At 69.5% G+C, this 16,408-nt stretch carries 13 protein-coding genes and 1 tRNA gene; 2 read left to right on the top strand and 12 right to left on the bottom strand.

Annotation, left to right across the window (positions count from 1 at the left end; genetic code table 11):
• Positions 1–2 precede the first annotated feature (2 nt).
• From KIH31_RS13255 to KIH31_RS13295, 9 genes are all read right to left on the bottom strand, one after another.
• Complete coding sequence (locus KIH31_RS13255) at positions 3–629, bottom strand: TetR/AcrR family transcriptional regulator (RefSeq protein WP_374224877.1); 627 nt, start codon at positions 627–629, stop codon at positions 3–5.
• Positions 630–632: 3 nt separating this feature from the next.
• Positions 633–2,663: a YhgE/Pip domain-containing protein gene (locus KIH31_RS13260; RefSeq protein WP_214427603.1), complete on the bottom strand. Its 2,031-nt coding sequence runs from the start codon at positions 2,661–2,663 to the stop codon at positions 633–635.
• Complete coding sequence (locus KIH31_RS13265; RefSeq protein ID WP_214427604.1) at positions 2,663–3,304, bottom strand: ABC transporter ATP-binding protein; 642 nt, start codon at positions 3,302–3,304, stop codon at positions 2,663–2,665. Before KIH31_RS13265 ends, KIH31_RS13260 begins: the two co-directional genes overlap by 1 nt.
• 118 nt (positions 3,305–3,422) lie before the next feature.
• Positions 3,423–4,220: an HpcH/HpaI aldolase/citrate lyase family protein gene (locus KIH31_RS13270; protein ID WP_214427605.1), complete on the bottom strand. Its 798-nt coding sequence runs from the start codon at positions 4,218–4,220 to the stop codon at positions 3,423–3,425.
• Positions 4,205–4,990 carry a 2-oxo-hept-4-ene-1,7-dioate hydratase gene (gene hpaH / locus KIH31_RS13275; protein ID WP_214427606.1) on the bottom strand — a complete coding sequence of 262 codons (786 nt, stop codon included), beginning with the start codon at positions 4,988–4,990 and terminating at the stop codon, positions 4,205–4,207. The genes KIH31_RS13270 and hpaH overlap by 16 nt, the downstream gene beginning before the upstream one ends.
• A 4-nt stretch (positions 4,991–4,994) precedes the next feature.
• Complete coding sequence (gene hpaD / locus KIH31_RS13280; RefSeq protein WP_214427607.1) at positions 4,995–6,068, bottom strand: 3,4-dihydroxyphenylacetate 2,3-dioxygenase; 1,074 nt, start codon at positions 6,066–6,068, stop codon at positions 4,995–4,997.
• Positions 6,065–7,594 carry a 5-carboxymethyl-2-hydroxymuconate semialdehyde dehydrogenase gene (gene hpaE, locus KIH31_RS13285; protein WP_214427608.1) on the bottom strand — a complete coding sequence of 510 codons (1,530 nt, stop codon included), beginning with the start codon at positions 7,592–7,594 and terminating at the stop codon, positions 6,065–6,067. The genes hpaD and hpaE overlap by 4 nt, the downstream gene beginning before the upstream one ends.
• Before the next feature lie 37 nt (positions 7,595–7,631).
• Entirely contained in the window at positions 7,632–8,291 is a 660-nt protein-coding gene (locus KIH31_RS13290; protein WP_214427609.1) for a GntR family transcriptional regulator, read from the bottom strand.
• Positions 8,281–9,744 (bottom strand): fumarylacetoacetate hydrolase family protein, encoded by a 1,464-nt coding sequence (locus tag KIH31_RS13295; RefSeq protein ID WP_214427610.1) that lies wholly within the window; start codon positions 9,742–9,744, stop codon positions 8,281–8,283. The genes KIH31_RS13290 and KIH31_RS13295 overlap by 11 nt, the downstream gene beginning before the upstream one ends.
• A 125-nt stretch (positions 9,745–9,869) precedes the next feature.
• Here KIH31_RS13295 and KIH31_RS13300 point away from each other — a divergent pair, with 125 nt between their 5' ends.
• On the top strand, positions 9,870–10,889 hold the full coding sequence (locus tag KIH31_RS13300; RefSeq protein ID WP_214427687.1) for a PHP domain-containing protein: 1,020 nt from the start codon (positions 9,870–9,872) through the stop codon (positions 10,887–10,889).
• On the opposite strand, the gene KIH31_RS13305 is transcribed toward KIH31_RS13300, so the two are convergent.
• Both KIH31_RS13305 and KIH31_RS13310 read right to left on the bottom strand, forming a co-directional pair.
• Positions 10,886–12,310, bottom strand: coding sequence for an NAD(P)/FAD-dependent oxidoreductase (locus KIH31_RS13305; protein WP_214427611.1), 1,425 nt, complete (start codon positions 12,308–12,310; stop codon positions 10,886–10,888). The genes KIH31_RS13300 and KIH31_RS13305 overlap by 4 nt on opposite strands.
• Positions 12,311–12,650: 340 nt before the next feature.
• Positions 12,651–12,723 (bottom strand) — tRNA-Arg (locus tag KIH31_RS13310).
• Positions 12,724–12,975: 252 nt separating this feature from the next.
• On the opposite strand from KIH31_RS13310, the gene KIH31_RS13315 reads away from it, so the two are divergent.
• Positions 12,976–14,811: a phosphoenolpyruvate carboxykinase (GTP) gene (locus tag KIH31_RS13315; RefSeq protein WP_214427612.1), complete on the top strand. Its 1,836-nt coding sequence runs from the start codon at positions 12,976–12,978 to the stop codon at positions 14,809–14,811.
• Between the two features lie 87 nt (positions 14,812–14,898).
• Here the strand turns inward: KIH31_RS13315 and KIH31_RS13320 are convergent, their stop codons facing one another.
• The gene (locus KIH31_RS13320) at positions 14,899–16,329 is read right to left on the bottom strand and encodes a phosphomannomutase/phosphoglucomutase (protein ID WP_214427613.1); all 1,431 of its coding nucleotides are present in this window, start codon (positions 16,327–16,329) and stop codon (positions 14,899–14,901) included.
• Positions 16,330–16,408 lie beyond the last annotated feature (79 nt).

The raw sequence follows: 16,408 nt of genomic DNA on the forward strand, positions 1-16,408 counted from the left end.
CCTTAATTCTGCCTTAGGTAGCCGCGCATGATGGTCATGACCGCAGCCACCGCCTCGGAGCGGGTGCGTTCGGGGTGGAAAACCTGCCGGTCCAGGCCAAGGATGAAGGTGGCACCGAAGACGGCACCGACCACACCTTCGACCGGCACATCCGGGTCCACCGGCTGATCGGCCGCAACCCGCCGGACCGCGTCCGCGACGATGCTGACCAGCCGTTCGCGCAGCAGCGTCAGCGTGCCCCGCCATTCGCTCGGCGTCCGCCACATTTCGCTCACGAGCAGCTGCGCGAACGAAGGGTAGTCGGCGAAGAAGTCCAGGGCCGCGGCGACGGTGAGCTCCAGGGCCTGCAGGGGATCCCCGTCCTCGGTCCGCATCCGTTCCTCCAGCAGCTCCACCCCGTGTTCGAGGAGCTGGGCGATCAGGTCGGATTTGCTGCCGAAGTTGTAGTACACGGTCCCTTTGGAGACTCCGGCCGCGGCGGCAATTTCGTCCACGGTGACATTCCCCGGCCCGCGCTCGCCGATCAGGCGCATGGACGCGTCAAAGAGCTTCTGGCGGGTGGACTCGGTGCGGGCCGGCCGGCGCGACGGCGCGGCTTTGGCCGGTTCGCCGTGCGTGGCCATGCTCATTTCCTAAACCTCGATCTCCGGCTGCAGCCGCTTGAGTGTCCAGAACTTGTGCCGGTGCACCGCCAGCGTGGACAGGGCTGCGCCGAACGCCGTGTAGAGCAGCAGCCCGACGGCTATCGGTGCGACGGCGGCGACGTCGGACCCGTAGATCAGATGGCGCATGCCGGAGACGACGTAGCCCATGGGAAGGATATCGTGCATCAGGTGCAGCGGCCCCGGCGTCGTCTCCCACGGGAACGTGCCGCCGGAGGAGACCAGCTGGAGCACCAGCAGGATCAGCACCACGAACTTGCCCGGGGTGCCCAGCAGGGCGACGATGCCCTGGATGATCGCGCTGAAGGTCATCGCCCCGAGCAGCAGGAACAGCCACGTGAGCACCGGGTGCGCGGGGTCCAGGCCGAGGCCGAAGCGGACGACGAGCATGAGCAGCGACGCCTGGACGGCCGAGACCGCGAAGAACGGCAGCCAGCCGCCCATGGCGATCTTCCATGACCGCGCATTCGAGGCGAGGGCGCGCTGGGTGACCGGGCGCATTGCCTGCACGAGCATGAAGATGCCGATCCACATGGCCAGGGTCAGGAAGAACGGAGCGAGTCCGGCCCCGTAGGTGCCGGCCTTCGCCTGCGAGAGGGTGTTGACGGAGACCGGGTCGGCGATGACATTCGAGACGTTCTGCTTCTGGCCGGCGTCCGGGTTGGGGACCTTGCCGGCTCCCTTGTCCAGCTCCGCAGCCAGTTTCCCGGAACCGTCCGCCAGCTTGGCGGCTCCGGTCCGGGCGGACGCGGCACCGTCGTTGACCTGTGCCGCGCCGTCGGCCAGTTTCGCTGACCCGTCCAGGGCGGACCGCTGCCCGGCAGTGAGGTCCTGCGCCCCGGAGGCGAGGCTGGCGGCACCAGCGTTGGCCTGGGTGACGGCCGAGTCGAGTGCGGGCGCCGCGGCGGAGAGCTTCGCCGCACCGTCTGCGACCGCTGCCGAGCCGGCCGCCAGTTGCTGCAGGCCGGCCGTGTCCGCGGCGAGCTTCGCCTTCGTGCCGGCCGTTGCCGCGGCGGCGGTCGAGTCGAAGCCGGCCAGCACCTGGTCCGCCTGGGCCTGGGTGAGGGCGCCGGCAGCCACAAGGCGCGAAGTCGTCCCGGCAACACGGGCATGGTTCGCTGCTTCGAGTTCGTCCACCGTCCCGCCAAGGGACTGCACCTGGGCGTTCAGCTTGGCGTTGCCGGCGGCCACCTTGGCGGCGCCGTCGGCGAGGGCTGCGGCGTCCGCGGGAAGCGTGGAGGTATTCGCGTGCAGCTGCGACAGGCCCGAGCTGAGCCGGGCGGCGCCCGAGGAGAGCTGGTCCGCGCCGGCCGTGAGCTGCTGCTGCCCGCTGTGCAGGGACCGGGCGCCGGTCAGCAGGCGTCCGGTGCCGTCCGCGAGCTTGGCGCTGCCGTCCTTGAGCTGCCCCGCGCCGTCGGCGAGCCTGCCGGCGCCGTCCGCCGCTGAGACCAGCTGCGTGTGGATAGTGCCCAGGCCGGTGAGCAGCTGGTTGGCCGTTTCCTGGCCCACCTCTTTGGCCACAGTGTTGTGGACCGAGCCGGTGAGCTTGTCCACGATCGTGGAAAGCAGGTAGTTGTTGGCGTCGTTCGTGGTGACGTTCAGCATGGCCTGGCGCGCCGAGTCGAAGCTGGACGGGGACGCGAGGTTGCGGGAGAAGTCCTTGGGGATCTTCAAGGCGAACGCGTACTTGCCGCTGCGCACGCCTTCATCGGCCGCCGCGGCGCTGGGGACCCGCTGCCAATCGAAGGTCTTCGCGTCGACGAGGCTGGAGGTGACCCTGCCGCCGACGTCGAGCTGCTTGCCGCCGGCGGCGGCACCGGTGTCCTCGTTCACGAGGGCGGCCTTGATCTGGTCCAGGTGCCCGTACGGGTCCCAGTTGGCATAGAGATAGACGGCGCCGTAGAGCAGCGGCACCATGACCAGGGCCAGCACTGTGAGCTTGGGAAGCAGGCCGCCGGTCATCCGTTTCAGTTCGGATTGGGCGAGTCGGAGAACGGTCATCAGGCAGTCATTTCCTCGGTGGGAGCGGGGCCGTTGCCAAGGCGCGCGGAAGGACCGTCCCAGCCGGCGGGGATGGAGGCGACGACGGCGACCACGCAGAGGGCGCGCTCGGCGGCGGCAAGGTCCCGGGCCTGGGCCAGCCAGCCGGTGCCGGCTCCGTGGCGGTCAGGACTGTCCAGCACGAGCAGGTCCACGCGCGGGTCGGCCAGCGCCAGCGCGGTGAGCAGGCGGAAACGGTCGCCGCCGTCGAGCTCATCCGTCCAGCTGTTGGCCAGGCCGGCAAAACCGGCATCCTTTAGCCAGGCGCCGGGGCGCGGACGCCGCCCGCTGCCGGCCGGAATGAGCGAGAGGTCCTCCGCGGCGAGGTCCCGGACGCGCAGATGGCGCTCCGGTGCGTTCACCGCGGGCGAGTCGATCAGGGCGCTGTGCCGGCGCGGGCCCCGCGGCTGCGGCCCGTTGCCCCAGCCGGCGCTTCCCGAGGTCGGCTTCATTCTGCCGCTGAGCAGCAGGGACAGCGCAGTGCGGCTTTCCTGGCCGTCCCCGGCGACAAGGAGGACCTCGCCTCCGGCGGCCTCCAGGTCGGTGGGCGGCACGAGGTCTCCGTGGCGGCCGGCGAAGTGCAGGCTGCGGGCGTTGAGCACGGGGGTCCTTTCCTTGGCAACACCCACCATGCTAACTAAACTGACCAGTCAGTTCAAATAAGCTCCATGCCCACCCGAACGGCCACCAACGGCGGGGTCCGTCGGCGCGAAGCCGCCGTTAGCGGCCGCTCGCACCCCCCGGGATGAACTTCGCGGCGAGGGACTCGCTCGCCCGGGCCAGCAGCAGGACGTCGGCACCGACCAGGATGAACGAGGCGCCGGCAGCCAGGTAGGCCCGGGCAATGTCCTCGTTGAACGCGTTCACTCCGGCCGGTTTGCCGGCCGTCTTCGCAGCAGCCAGGCAGCGTTCGACGGCGGCGCGCACGTCGGGGTGCTCCTGCTGCCCCAGCAGCCCCATCGAGGCGGCGAGGTCCGCCGGGCCGAGGAAGATGCCGTCGACGCCGTCGACCGCGAGGATCTCCTCCACCGCGTTGACCGCCGCCTCGGACTCGATCTGCACGGTCAGGCTCACGGTGTCACCCGCACTGGCCAGGTAATCCGGGATGCGGTTCCACTGCGACGCGCGGGCCAGGGCCGAACCGACGCCGCGGACCCCGTGCGGCGGGTAGCGCACAGCGGCGGCCGCGGCCTCCGCCTCGGCGCGGGAGTCCACCATGGGCACCAGCAGGTTCTGTGCCCCCAGGTCCAGGTACTGCTTGATCAGGGCCGTGTCGTTGACGGGCGGCCGGACCATGACGTCGACCGGGAAGCCGTGCACGGCCTGGAGCTGGGCGAGCACCGATTCCAGGCCGTTGGGGCTGTGCTCGGCGTCGATGAGGATCAAGTCCAGCCCCGCCCCGGCGCAGATCTCGGCCACGAGCGGGCTGGCCGAGCACACCCACATGCCGGTGAGCGGACGGTCGGCCGCGGCCAGGGCCTGGCGGAAACTCGGGCGGGCTGCTATTCGAATCGGCATGTGACGGCTCCCAGTGGTCCGTAGTCGGCGTGGACGGTGTCCCCTTTGTAAACCCAGAGCGGGCGGGTGAAGGAGCCGGCGAGGATCGTGTCGCCTGCCTTCAGGCCGTCGCCGTGGGCGGCGAGCTTGTTGGCCAGCCAGTGCACGCCGGCGGCCGGATGATCCAGGACCCCGGCGGCGACCCCGGTTTCCTCCACGGTCTGGTTCCTGTACAGGATCGCGGCGACCCAGCGCAGGTCAACGGCGTCGGGCCGGGCGGGGCGGCCGCCGGTCACCATTGCGCCCATCGCGGCGTTGTCGGCGATGGTATCCACGATGGTTCGGCCCTCCATTTCGATCCGCGAGTCGAGGATCTCCAGGGCGGGAACGACGTAGCGGGTCGCGTCCAGCACGTCGAGCAGGGTGCAGCCGGGTCCGGAGAGGTCCCTGTCGAGCACGAAGGCCAGCTCCACCTCAACCCGGGGATGGGTGTACCGGTCCCACGGCACCGTGCATCCGGTCTCCAGCACCATGTCGTCGAAGATCGCGCCGTAGTCCGGTTCGGTGATGCCGGTCGCGGTCTGCATCGCCTTGGAGGTCAGGCCGATTTTGCGCCCCACCAGGCGCCGGCCCGCAGCCTCGTTGCGCCGCCGCCACAGCTGCTGCACCGCGTAGGAGTCCTCCACGGTCATCTCCGGGTGCCGCAGGCTCAGCCGCGGAACCGGGGTGCGCGTCAGGGCCGCCTCGAGCAGTTCGTCGGCGATCTGTTCGATCGTTGCTCTCCCAAGCACGGCGTCAGACCTGCGCGCCCATTTTGAAGCCGCGTTCCTCGCCCGGTTCCCGGGTGTAGGAGAACCCGTCGGCGCCCACGGTGACGGCCATCTCCGACGCGTCGGTGCGCTGCACGACGGGCTGGGGGTTGCCGTCGAGGTCCAGCACGAGGGAGGCGTCGGTGTACCAGGAGGGAACGACCGGGTTGCCCCACCAGTCGCGGCGCTGGTTGTCATGCACGTCCCAGGTGACCGTCGGATTGTCCGGGTCGCCGGTGTAGTAGTCCTGCGTGTAGATCTCCACCCGGTGGCCGTCCGGGTCGAGGATGTACAGGTAGAAGGCGTTCGAGACCCCGTGCCGGCCGGGGCCGCGCTCGATGCGGTCGGAGATGCGCAGGGCGCCCATCTTGTCGCAGATCTGGATGATGTTGTGCTTTTCGTGGGTGGCGAATGCGATGTGGTGCATCCTGGGCCCGTCGCCGCCGGTGAGGGCGGTGTCGTGGACGGTCTGCTTGCGGTGCAGCCATGCGGCGTAGGTGACGCCGTCGGAGTCCTTGATGTCTTCGGAGACCCGGAAGCCCAGGTCCTCCAGGTACTTGCGGCCGCGGGGGACGTCCGGCGTGACCTGGTTAAAGTGGTCCAGCCGGACCAGCTCCCCGGCGGAGTACAGGTCGTAGCGCTGGGTCAGCCGCTCCACATGCTCGGTCTCGTAGAAGAATTCGTACGGGAAGCCCAGCGGGTCCTCGACCCGGACCGCGTCGCCGATGCCCCTGGTGAAGCCGCTCCTGCGGCGCTCGGTCCGGCAGCCCAGTTCCCGGTAGTACGCCTCGGCGGCGTCGACGTCGCCGGGGGTGCGCACCCGGTAGGCGAACGCGGCCGCCGCGGCCACCGGGCCCTTCCGCAGGACGAGGTTGTGGTGGATGAACTCCTCCAGCGAGCGCAGATAGATGACGTCGTCGTCCTCCTCCGTCACGTGCAGCCCCAGCACGTCCACGTAGAACGCCCGCGAGGCGGCCAGGTCGGTGACCACGATGTCCATGTAGGCGCAGCGCACGATGTCCGGCGCGGGGGCGGAGGGCTTGGGGATTTCGGTGCTCATCGTTGTTCTCCCTTGTCGATGCGGCCGAATGCGGGCGTGTGCACCATTCCGAGCGTGATGTGCACGGCCTGCTGGTGGGTATAGAAATCAATCGAGCGGTAGCCGCCCTCGTGGCCGAGCCCGGAGGCCTTGACGCCGCCGAAGGGGGTGCGCAGGTCCCGCACGTTGTGGCTGTTCAGCCAGACCATCCCGGCTTCCACGCCGTCCGCGAAGGTGTGCGCGCGGGCCAGGTCGGTGGTCCAGAGATACGCGGCCAGCCCGTACTTCACGCCGTTGGCCAGTGCCAGGGCCTCCTCGTCGCTCTCGAACGGGGTGATGGCGACGACGGGGCCGAAGATTTCCTCCTGGAAGATCCGCGCGTCGGGGGCGACGTCGGCGAAGACGGTCGGGGCGATGTAGTTGCCTTCCGGGAGATGCTCCGGGCGGCCGCCGCCGGCCAGCAGCCGGCCCTCGGACTTGCCGATCTCGACGTAGGAGGCCACCTTGGCGTAGTGCTCCGGGTGGACCAGGGCCCCGACCTCCGTCTTCGGGTCGTGCGGGTCGCCGACGACGATGGTCTTCGCGCGGGCCGCGTACTTCGCGCAGAACTCGTCGTAGATGGCCCGGTCGACCAGGATCCGGGACCCGGCGGTGCAGCGCTCGCCGTTGAGCGAGAACACGCCGAAGAGGGCCGAATCGATCGCGGCGTCGAGGTCGGCGTCGGCGAACACGACGCAGGGGGATTTGCCGCCGAGCTCCATGGACAGGCCCTTGAGGTTCGCCGCGGCGTTGCGGAAGATTGTCTGCCCGGTGGTCGTCTCGCCGGTGAAGGAGATCAGCGGCACGTCCGGGTGCTTCACCAGCGCGTCGCCGGCTTCCTCGCCGAGACCGTTGACCAGGTTGAACACGCCGTCGGGCAGCCCGGCGTCCTGGAAGATCCGTGCCCAGAGCGAGGCGGAGAGCGGGGTGAACTCGGCCGGCTTGAGCACCACCGTGTTGCCGGTGGCCAGCGCCGGGGCCAGCTTCCACGACTCGAGCATGAAAGGCGTGTTCCACGGGGTGATCAGCCCGGCGACGCCGATCGGCTTGCGGTTCACGTAGTTGATCTGGGACCCGGGGACCTTCATCGCGTCGTCGAACTGGGCCACGATCAGGTCCGCGAAGAAGCGGAAGTTCTCCGCCGCCCGCAGAGCCTGCCCCCGGGCCTGGGTGATCGGCAGGCCGGTGTCGAAGGTCTCCAGCTCGGCGAGCCGGGTTTCCTGGGCCTCGACGGCGTCGGCAATCCGGTTCAGCACGCGGGCGCGCTCGCGGGCCTTCAGCTTCGGCCACGGTCCGTGCAGGAACGCTTCCCGTGCTGCGGCGACGGCGCGGTCGACGTCCTCGGCCTGCCCGGCGGCAGCGGTGGCGTAATTGGCGTTGGACACCGGATCCAGGACATCGAAGGTCTTGCCGCCGGCCGAGTCGACGAATGTGCCGTTGATGAAGTGCTGCAGGTGGGTGGGAAGGTCCGCGGGGCGGTGGGCGGAAGCGGCGGCGGTGAACGTCATTGTCTGTCCTTGCTGCTCGGGGGCGGGGTGGTCGGACTCAGGGTGCTTGGGTGTGGGCGAGATAGGCGTCGAGGGTGGCGCTGCGGTGCCGGCGGGCGGCGCGCTCAATCTCCTCGGCGGCGGCGCGGTCTTCGATGAGCTTCAGCAGCGCTTCGTGTTCGTCCACGGATTCGTGCGCCCGTCCCGGGACGAAACGGAACGTGGAGGAGCGCAGCGAGGCCAGCCGGTTCCAGCCGCGGTGCACCAGGTCCAGGATGTGCGGGTTGGGGCAGCGCTCGAAGAGGATGCTGTGGAAGTCCAGGTTCAGCTGGGTGAAGCGCTCCGGGTCGAAATGCTCAAGGCAGCGCCGCATCTGCTCGTTCACGCCGCGGGCGCGGGCGATGTCCACGGCGTCCACCAGCGGCGCCGAGAGAGCGGTGGCCGCTCCCTCGATGATGCTCAGCGTCTGCATCGTGTACAGGTACTCGGTGGGATCGATTCCCGAGACGGTGGCTCCGACGTTGCGTTCGAAGGTCACCAGGCCCTCGGCTTCGAGCCGGCGGATCGCCTCGCGCACCGGCACCGGGCTGACGCCGAGCTCCTCGGCGATCCGGCCCAGCACCAGCCGGTAGCCGGGGGTGTACACGCCGTCGACGATCCTGGCCTTGACCGTGCCGTAGGCCCGCTCCGATTTGCTGAGCGTTGTCTTAGCTGCCACGCTGCGCCGTCCACTCCTGGAAGCGGGCCCGCCAGGCGGCGTTCAGCGGGTACAGTCCCTCGACGCTGTGGCCCTCGCGGACCATTTCGGCGATGAACGTTTCCTCCCGCTCCTGGGCGAGACTGTCCTCGGCGACCTCCTCGGCCAGCGCCGGCGGGATCACCAGGATCCCGTCCGCGTCGGCGACGATGATGTCCCCGGGCTGCACGGTGGTGCCGCCGCAGGCGATGGTGATGTCGGTGTCCCACGGAATGTGCCGGCGGCCGAGCACCGCGGGGTGCGTGCCGGCGAAGTAGGTGGGGATGTCCAGGCCGGCGACGGCCGTGTAGTCGCGCACGCCGCCGTCGGTGATGATCGCTGCGGCGCCGCGGACCTGGGCGCGCAGGGCCAGGATGTCCCCGATGGTGCCGGTGCCGGTTTCGCCGCGGGCCTCCATGACGAGGATCTCGCCCTCGTTGACGGAGTCGATGGCGCGCTTCTGCGCGTTGAAGCCGCCCCCGTGCGCGGCGAACAGGTCCTCGCGGTTGGGCACGTAGCGCAGCGTGCGGGCGACGCCGACGACGCGGCGGTCCGGCCGCGTGGCCCGCAGCCCGTCGATGCTGACGTTGTTCAAGCCGCGTTTGCGCAGCTGGGACGAGAGCGTGGCAGTGGCGACGCTCTCGAGCTTTTTCTTCAGGGCCGGGGCGAGGACGGGTTCGGCGGAAGGGAGCCCGGCAGCGTCCCGGGAGCCGTAGGCTTCCTCGCGCTGGACGTCATCGGCCCGCGGCAGGGCGCCGTAGGGGGCGAACGGGATGCTGCCCTCCCGGACCCTCGTCGCCAGCCGCCCGCTGCTCAGGCCGGTGCCGGGCGCATCCACTTCCACCTCAAGCAGGTCCCCGGGCTGGGCCACCGACGCCCCGGCCGGAGTCCCGGTCAGGATGATGTCGCCTGCCTCCAGAGTCAGCAGCTGGGACAGGTCCGCGACCAGCCGGGCGAACGGGAACAGCAGGTCCCCGCTGGAGTCCTCCTGGACCAGTTCCCCGTTGTGCCAGGTGCGGATGCGCAGGCCGGCAGGGTCCACCTGGGTTGCGGGAATGAGGCCGGGGCCGACAGGGGTGAAACCGTCGCCGCCCTTGGACCGCAGGTTGGAGCCCTTGTCCGCGTAGCGCAGGTCGTAGACGCCGAGGTCATTGCCCGCGGTCACCCCGGCGACGTGCGTCCATGCCTCTTCGGGACTGACCCGCCGGGCTGCGGTTCCGATGACCAGGGCTATCTCGCCTTCAAAGCCGAGCAGCTCGCAGCCTGCGGGACGCTCCACGTCGGAGCCGCTCACGGCGAGGGACGAAGGCGGCTTGAGGAAGTAGGAGGGCTGCTCGGGGATGCGTCCGCGCTGGGCGGCGCGGCTCGGGTAGTTGAGGTGCACCGCGACCACCTTGCGTGCGCGGCCCAGGACCGCCTCGTCGACGTCGCCCACCCGACCTCCTCGTCGAAGTACGAAATTGTATACGATCCAGCGTGGGCCGCAGCAGGAAGCCTGTCAACCCCTCCCGCCCGGGAATCCGCGGGCTGACCTTGCGGGGCGTGGTGGAAGATGGTGCCATGGACGCCGTCGACGCACTCAACGAGATTGCTTTCTGGCTGGAGCGGGAACTCGCACCGTCTTTCAAGGTGCAGGCCTTCCGCAAGGCCGCCGTGCTCATCCGGGACCTGGACAGCCAGGAGCTCGCGGCCCGGGCGGCCGACGGCAGGCTGCAGCGGATGAAGGGCATCGGCGGAAGGACCTTCGAGGTGATCAGCCAGGCCCTCACCGGAGTTGTCCCGGACTACCTTGAGAACCTGCGCGAGCGCGGCGCGGCGCCTTTGGCCGACGGCGGCGCGCTGCTCGGCAAGCTGCGCGGGGACCTGCACAGCCACAGTGACTGGTCCGACGGCGGGTCGCCCGTGGAGCTGATGGTCGCAGCCGCCGCAGCCCTGGGCCGGGATTACCTCGCCCTGACCGACCATTCCCCCAACCTCAAGGTGGCCAACGGGCTCAGCGCCGAACGGCTCGGCGACCAGCTGGACCTGGTGGCCCGCATCAACAAAGCACGGCCCGGAGTGCGCGTGCTGACCGGGATCGAGGTGGACATCCTCGAAGACGGGACGCTGGACCAGACGGCGGAGCTCCTGGACCGGCTCGACGTCGTCGTCGCCAGCGTCCACTCGAAGCTGCGCTCGGACTCCCGCACCATGACCCGCCGCATGCTCGGCGCAATTGAGGACCCCCACACCAACGTGCTGGGACACTGCACCGGCCGCCTGGTCCAGGGCGGCCGCGGCACCCGCCCGCCGTCGGACTTCGACGCGAAACGGGTCTTCGCGGCGTGCGCGGAGCACGATGTCGCCGTCGAGATCAATTCGCGTCCGGAGCGCCAGGACCCGCCGGACGAGCTGATCCAGCTGGCCCTCGATGCGGGCTGCCTGTTCAGCATCGACAGCGACGCCCACGCCCCGGGCCAGCTCGACTTCCTGCCCTACGGGGCCGAGCGCGCGGAACGCAACGGCGTCCCGGCGGACCGCGTTGTGACGACCTGGCCGCTGGAGCGGCTGCTCGACTGGTCCGGCGGGGGCGATCGCTAGAGTCCGCAGGCCTCCAGCAGGCGGAGCCAGACCTCGCTGATCGTCGGATAGGAGGGCACCGCGTGCCAAAGCCGGTCCAGCGGGACCTCCCCGACGACGGCGATGGTCGCCGCGTGCAGCAGCTCGGCGACATCCGGGCCGGCGAAGGTCGCTCCGACGATCACGCGCCGGTCCTCGTCCACCACCAGCTGCGCCCAGCCCTTGTAGTTGTCCGCGTGCAGCGAGGAGCCGGCGACGGCGATCTCCAGGGAGAGCTCGTTCGCGTTGATCCCCGCGTCCCGGGCCTGTTCCAGCGTGCGGCCAACCATCGCGACCTCGGGGTCGGTGAAGACCACCTGCGGCACCGCGGCAACATCCGCCGTGGCGGCGTACTTGCTCCAGTCGGGTGCCTCGCCGTCGAGGTTCCCGGCAGCCCGGGCACTGATGGCGTCCCCGGTGGCGCGCGCCTCGTACTTGCCCTGGTGGGTCAGCATCACCTTGCCGGCCGCGTCGCCGACGGCGTACAGCCAGCCGCCGTCGACGCCGGCGACCCGTCCGGTGGGGTCCGCGTGCAGGGCCGCGACGTCAAGGCCGAGTTCCTCCAGGCCAAGGCCCGCCAGGGACGGTTTGCGCCCGAGCGCCACGAGCAGCTGGTCCCCGCTCACGCGGCGGCCGCCGGCGAGCTCAAGCTCGATCTTCCCGTCAGCGGCGCGGCCGACCCGGGAGACGTCGGTGTGCGTGCGCAGGTCAACGCCGTCGGCCCGCAGACCCGCCGCGACAAGCTTGCGGGCCGGTTCGGGAAACTTGCCCAGCAGCTCCCCGCGGGCGACGAGGGTCACGTTGGCGCCGAGCCGGGCGTAGGCCTGCGCCAGCTCAGCACCGGCGACGCCGCCGCCCATGACGAGGAGGTGATCGGGGACCGTGGAGGAGGAGGTCGCTTCCCGGGTGCCCCAATGCGGCACGTCGGACAAGCCGGGCACCGGTGGAGCGACGGGTTTGGAACCGGTGGCGAGCACCACGGCCTGCCGGGCCCGCAACAGGTGCTGGCTGCCGTCGCGGCCGGCCACCTGCACCTCGCGGGCACCGGAGACCGTAGCCCGGCCGCGCAGCACGTCGATGCCGGTGTTGTCCGCCCATTCGATCTGGCTGTCGTCCTGCCAGTGCGAGGTGAACGAGTCGCGGCGCTTGAAGACCGGGTCTGCGGCCAGGGTGCCGGTGACGGCCTCGCGGGCTCCGGCTACCGACTGCGCGCCGAGCAGGGCCGTTCCGGGCCGAAGCAGGGCCTTCGAGGGCATGCAGGCCCAGTAGGAGCATTCGCCGCCCACCAGGGCAGCTTCGACCATGATCACCTTCAGGCCGCCCTTGACGACCCGCTCGGCCACATTTTCGCCGACGGCACCGCCGCCGATCACCACCACATCCGTTGCATGCTCCTCAACCATGACCTGAGCCTGCCATCCCGCCGTCCCCCGGGCAAGGAAACCCGACGCGCCCGGGGCTGCACGCGCGGTCCTGCCGGCGAACCCTCCCCGGGGTGGGCGGTCTAGACCGCGGGACGGCACCTGCGGAGTCGCTCCGGCGTCCGGGGCTCCGTGACTTTGGAGGCAATGACGCCTCAATCGGTGCTGAGGCGTCATTAGCTGGGCGGGCAGTGGGAGACCCCGGCGCTTGGCGGCGCGGGTGGCCAGGCTGACGACGTCGCCCGGCGAGCGACCCCTAGCCCGCCCCCAACCCCAGGAAACACAAAAGCCCCGAACCGGGGTTGCCGGTTCGGGGCTGCTGTGCGCGCGAAGGGATTCGAACCCCCAACCTTCTGATCCGTAGTCAGATGCTCTATCCGTTGAGCTACGCACGCTTGGCTTCAAGGCCAGATACAACTTTAGCGTGTAGCGCGGGGGACGCCAAATCGACCAGTGTTGCGACACATGGACTAGACCGGTCTACGTGACATTCATCACAAACCCTCTCAGTTGCTCAATCGTAACTCCTTGAAATTCCGCGGAAAGGCGGATTTTCGCCCGAGGACATCAGACATGTACCCCCTCCTCCGCGCGGCCGGCCGCCCCTAGCCTTTTTACACACCACTGGCCCAACGAAGGGAAGAGTCATGGGCGATCAACCGCGTCTGCAGGTACTGGAGAAAGTTCCGACCACCCACGCAGCACTGCTGTCCTGGGTGAACGAGGTCGCGGAGCTGACCGAACCTGCCCGCATCCACTGGGTCGACGGCTCGGCGGAGGAAAACAAGCGGCTGACCGATGAGCTCGTCGACGCCGGCACGCTGGTGCGGCTGAACGAGGAGAAGTTCCCCAACTCTTTCGCGGCCTTTTCGGACCCGAAGGATGTCGCCCGCGTCGAGGAGCAGACCTTCATCTGCTCGCAGAACGAGCACGACGCCGGATTCACCAACAACTGGATGGACCCGGAGCAGATGAAGCAGAAGCTGCGCGGCCTGTTCCGCGGGTCTATGCGGGGCCGCACCATGTACGTGATTCCTTTCGTCATGGGACACCTCGACGACGACGATCCGAAGTTCGGCGTCGAGATCACGGACAGCGCCTACGTGGTGGCCTCGATGCGCATCATGGCCCGGATCGGCACCGAGGTGCTGGACAAGCTCACCGAGCTCGACGCGTTCTTCGTCCCGGCACTGCACTCCCTTGGCGCACCCCTGGAAGAGGGACAGGCCGACGTCGCCTGGCCGTGCAATGACGAGAAGTGGATTGTGCACTTCCCCGAGGAGCGTTCCATCTGGTCGTTCGGCTCCGGCTACGGCGGCAACGCGCTGCTGGGCAAGAAGTGCTTCGCGCTGCGCATCGCCTCGGTGATGGCGCACGATGAGGGCTGGCTGGCCGAGCACATGCTCATCCTCAAACTCACCAGCCCGCAGGAGAAGACCTACTACCTCTCCGCGGCCTTCCCGTCCGCTTGCGGCAAGACCAACCTCGCCCTGCTGGATCCGACCATCAGCGGGTGGAAGGTCGAGACCCTGGGCGATGACATCACCTGGATGCGCTTCGGCAAGGACGGCGAACTGCGGGCGGTCAACCCCGAGGCGGGCCTCTTCGGCGTCGCGCCCGGCACCGGCTGGGGCACCAACCCCAACGCCATGCGTGCCATCGCCAAGGGCAACAGCATCTTCACCAACGTGGCCCTCACCGACGACGGCGGGGTCTGGTGGGAGGGCATGACCGAGGAGGTCCCCGAACAGCTGACGGACTGGACCGGCCAGCGGTGGACCGCCGAGTCCGGCACTCCCGCAGCGCACCCGAACTCCCGGTTCTGCACGCCGATCGACCAGATCGACATGCTGGCCGAGGAGTACTACACGCCCAACGGCGTCCCGCTCTCGGCCATCCTGTTCGGCGGCCGGCGCAAGACCACCATCCCCTTGGTGACGCAGGCGCGTGACTGGAACAACGGCATCTTCATGGGCTCGACGCTCTCCTCGGAGACGACGGCGGCAGCGGCGGGCCAGGTCGGCGTCGTCCGCCGCGACCCGATGGCGATGCTCCCGTTCATCGGCTACGACGCCGGGGACTACCTCAACCACTGGGTGAACCTGAGCAAGAACGCGGACCCGGAAAAGCTTCCGCAGATCTTCCTGGTCAACTGGTTCCGGCGCCGGGCCGACGGCGGATTCGCCTGGCCGGGGTTCGGGGACAACGCCCGCGTGCTCAAGTGGGCCATCGAGCGCCTCGAGGGTGCCGCCGACGCCGTGGAAACCCCCATCGGATTCGTGCCGGCTGCCGACGCGCTCGACTTGGAGGGCCTGGAGCTGACCCCGGAGCACGTGGCCGAGGCGGTCAAGGTTGACCCCGAGGAATGGGCTGTCGAGCTGGAGAGCATCGAAGAGTGGTTCGCGAACTTCGGGGAGTCGCTGCCGCAGGAGCTCGCCGCGGAGCTGGACGGGCTCAAGGCCCGGCTGGGGCAGCGGGCCTAGCGTCCGGCAGCCGCCGCGACCGGCAGCAAGAAAAAGAGGGAGGGCACGGCGTACCGTTCCCTCCCTCTTGCGTTGCCGGCTGCGGCGCTACTGGCGCACGAGCTCCAGGACGCGGTCCCGGACGCGTGCCATGGTCGCCTCGTCCCGGGCTTCGGCGTTCAGGCGCAGGAACGGTTCGGTGTTGGAGGCGCGCAGGTTGAACCACCAGTCGCCGGCGTCGTCGGTGAAGGTCAGCCCGTCAAGCTCGTCAATGCTCACGCCCGGCCGTTCGAACTCGCCGCGCACGCGGGCCACGGCCGAAGGGACGTCCTCCAGCTTGGAATTGATCTCGCCGCTGGACATGTACGGCTCGTACTCGCGGCCCAGCTCCGAGAGCGGTCCGTCCTGCTCGCCGAGCGCGGCGAGGACGTGCATGGCGGCGAGCATGCCGGTGTCCGCGTTGTAGAAGTCGCGGAAGTAGTAGTGCGCCGAATGCTCGCCGCCGAAGACTGCGCCTTCCTTGGCCATCACGTCCTTGATGAAGGAGTGGCCCACGCGGGTGCGGACGGCCCGGCCGCCGGCGGCGTGCACCAGTTCCGGCACGGCGCGGGACGTGATCAGGTTGTGGATGACCACCGGTTCGGTGATGCCCTCGGCCTTGGCGCGGGCGATCTCGCGCATCGCGACCAGCCCGGTCACGGCCGACGGCGAGACCGGCTCGCCCTTCTCGTCGATCACAAAGCAGCGGTCCGCGTCGCCGTCGAAGGCCAGTCCGATGTCCGCGCCATGCTGGACGACGGCCTTCTGCAGGTCGCGCAGGTTCTCAGGTTCCAGCGGGTTGGCCGGGTGGTTCGGGAAGGAACCGTCGAGCTCGAAGTAAAGCGGAATGATCTCGAACGGCAGGGCGGCCAGCAGCTTGTCGCCCAGCACGGCCGGCGTCGTCAGGCCCGCCATGCCGTTGCCGGCGTCGACGACGATCTTCAGCGGCCGCGAGCCGCTCAGGTCCACGAGGCTGCGCAGGTAGACGGCGTAGTCCTTCAGCACGTCCTTGACCGAGATGCGGCCGCGCGTCCCGGTCTCCGGGATGCCCTCCGCGAGGTAGCGTTCGGCCAGGGCCTGGATTTCCTTCAGGCCGGTCTCGGAGGAAACGGGAACCGCCCCGGCCTTGGCCATTTTGATGCCGTTGTATTCGGCGGGGTTGTGGCTCGCCGTGAAGGTGGCTCCGGCGGCGTTGAGCGTGCCGCAGGCGTAGTAGAGCTCGTCAGTGGAAATCAGGTCCAGCAGCTTGACGTCGGCGCCACGGGCCGCGGCCCCGTTCGCGAAGGCCTTGATGAAGTCTGGGGAGGACGGGCGCATGTCCCCGCCGGCGAGCACCGTCTGGCCGGCGAGCCCCAGCACGTCGACAAATGCCGCGCCAACCGCCTCGACGATGTCGTTGGTGATCGTCTCGCCGACGATGCCCCGGACGTCATAGGCCTTAAAGGAAGGCGAAAGGTCCACGGAGCCGGAGGTGTTCTCTGCGTTTTCTGTGCTGGTCACCCGAACATCCTAGCCGACAGCCCCCGCGCGCCAGCGGTGAAGGCAAGGGGAATCCGGCCGCGAACCGGCCTGTCGGGGG

Source organism: Paenarthrobacter sp. DKR-5, assembly GCF_018531425.1.
GTDB lineage: Bacteria > Actinomycetota > Actinomycetes > Actinomycetales > Micrococcaceae > DKR-5.

Bases quoted from the DNA above. Each gene is read 5' to 3' on its own strand.
- hpaE (WP_214427608.1), bottom strand. From the start codon at position 7,594: ATGACGTTCACCGCCGCCGCTTCCGCCCACCGCCCCGCGGACCTTCCC.
- KIH31_RS13260 (WP_214427603.1), bottom strand. From the start codon at position 2,663: ATGACCGTTCTCCGACTCGCCCAATCCGAACTGAAACGGATGACCGGC.
- KIH31_RS13315 (WP_214427612.1), top strand. From the start codon at position 12,976: ATGGGCGATCAACCGCGTCTGCAGGTACTGGAGAAAGTTCCGACCACC.
- KIH31_RS13255 (WP_374224877.1), bottom strand. From the start codon at position 629: ATGAGCATGGCCACGCACGGCGAACCGGCCAAAGCCGCGCCGTCGCGC.
- KIH31_RS13305 (WP_214427611.1), bottom strand. From the start codon at position 12,310: ATGGTTGAGGAGCATGCAACGGATGTGGTGGTGATCGGCGGCGGTGCC.
- KIH31_RS13300 (WP_214427687.1), top strand. From the start codon at position 9,870: ATGGACGCCGTCGACGCACTCAACGAGATTGCTTTCTGGCTGGAGCGG.
- hpaD (WP_214427607.1), bottom strand. From the start codon at position 6,068: ATGAGCACCGAAATCCCCAAGCCCTCCGCCCCCGCGCCGGACATCGTG.
- KIH31_RS13270 (WP_214427605.1), bottom strand. From the start codon at position 4,220: ATGCCGATTCGAATAGCAGCCCGCCCGAGTTTCCGCCAGGCCCTGGCC.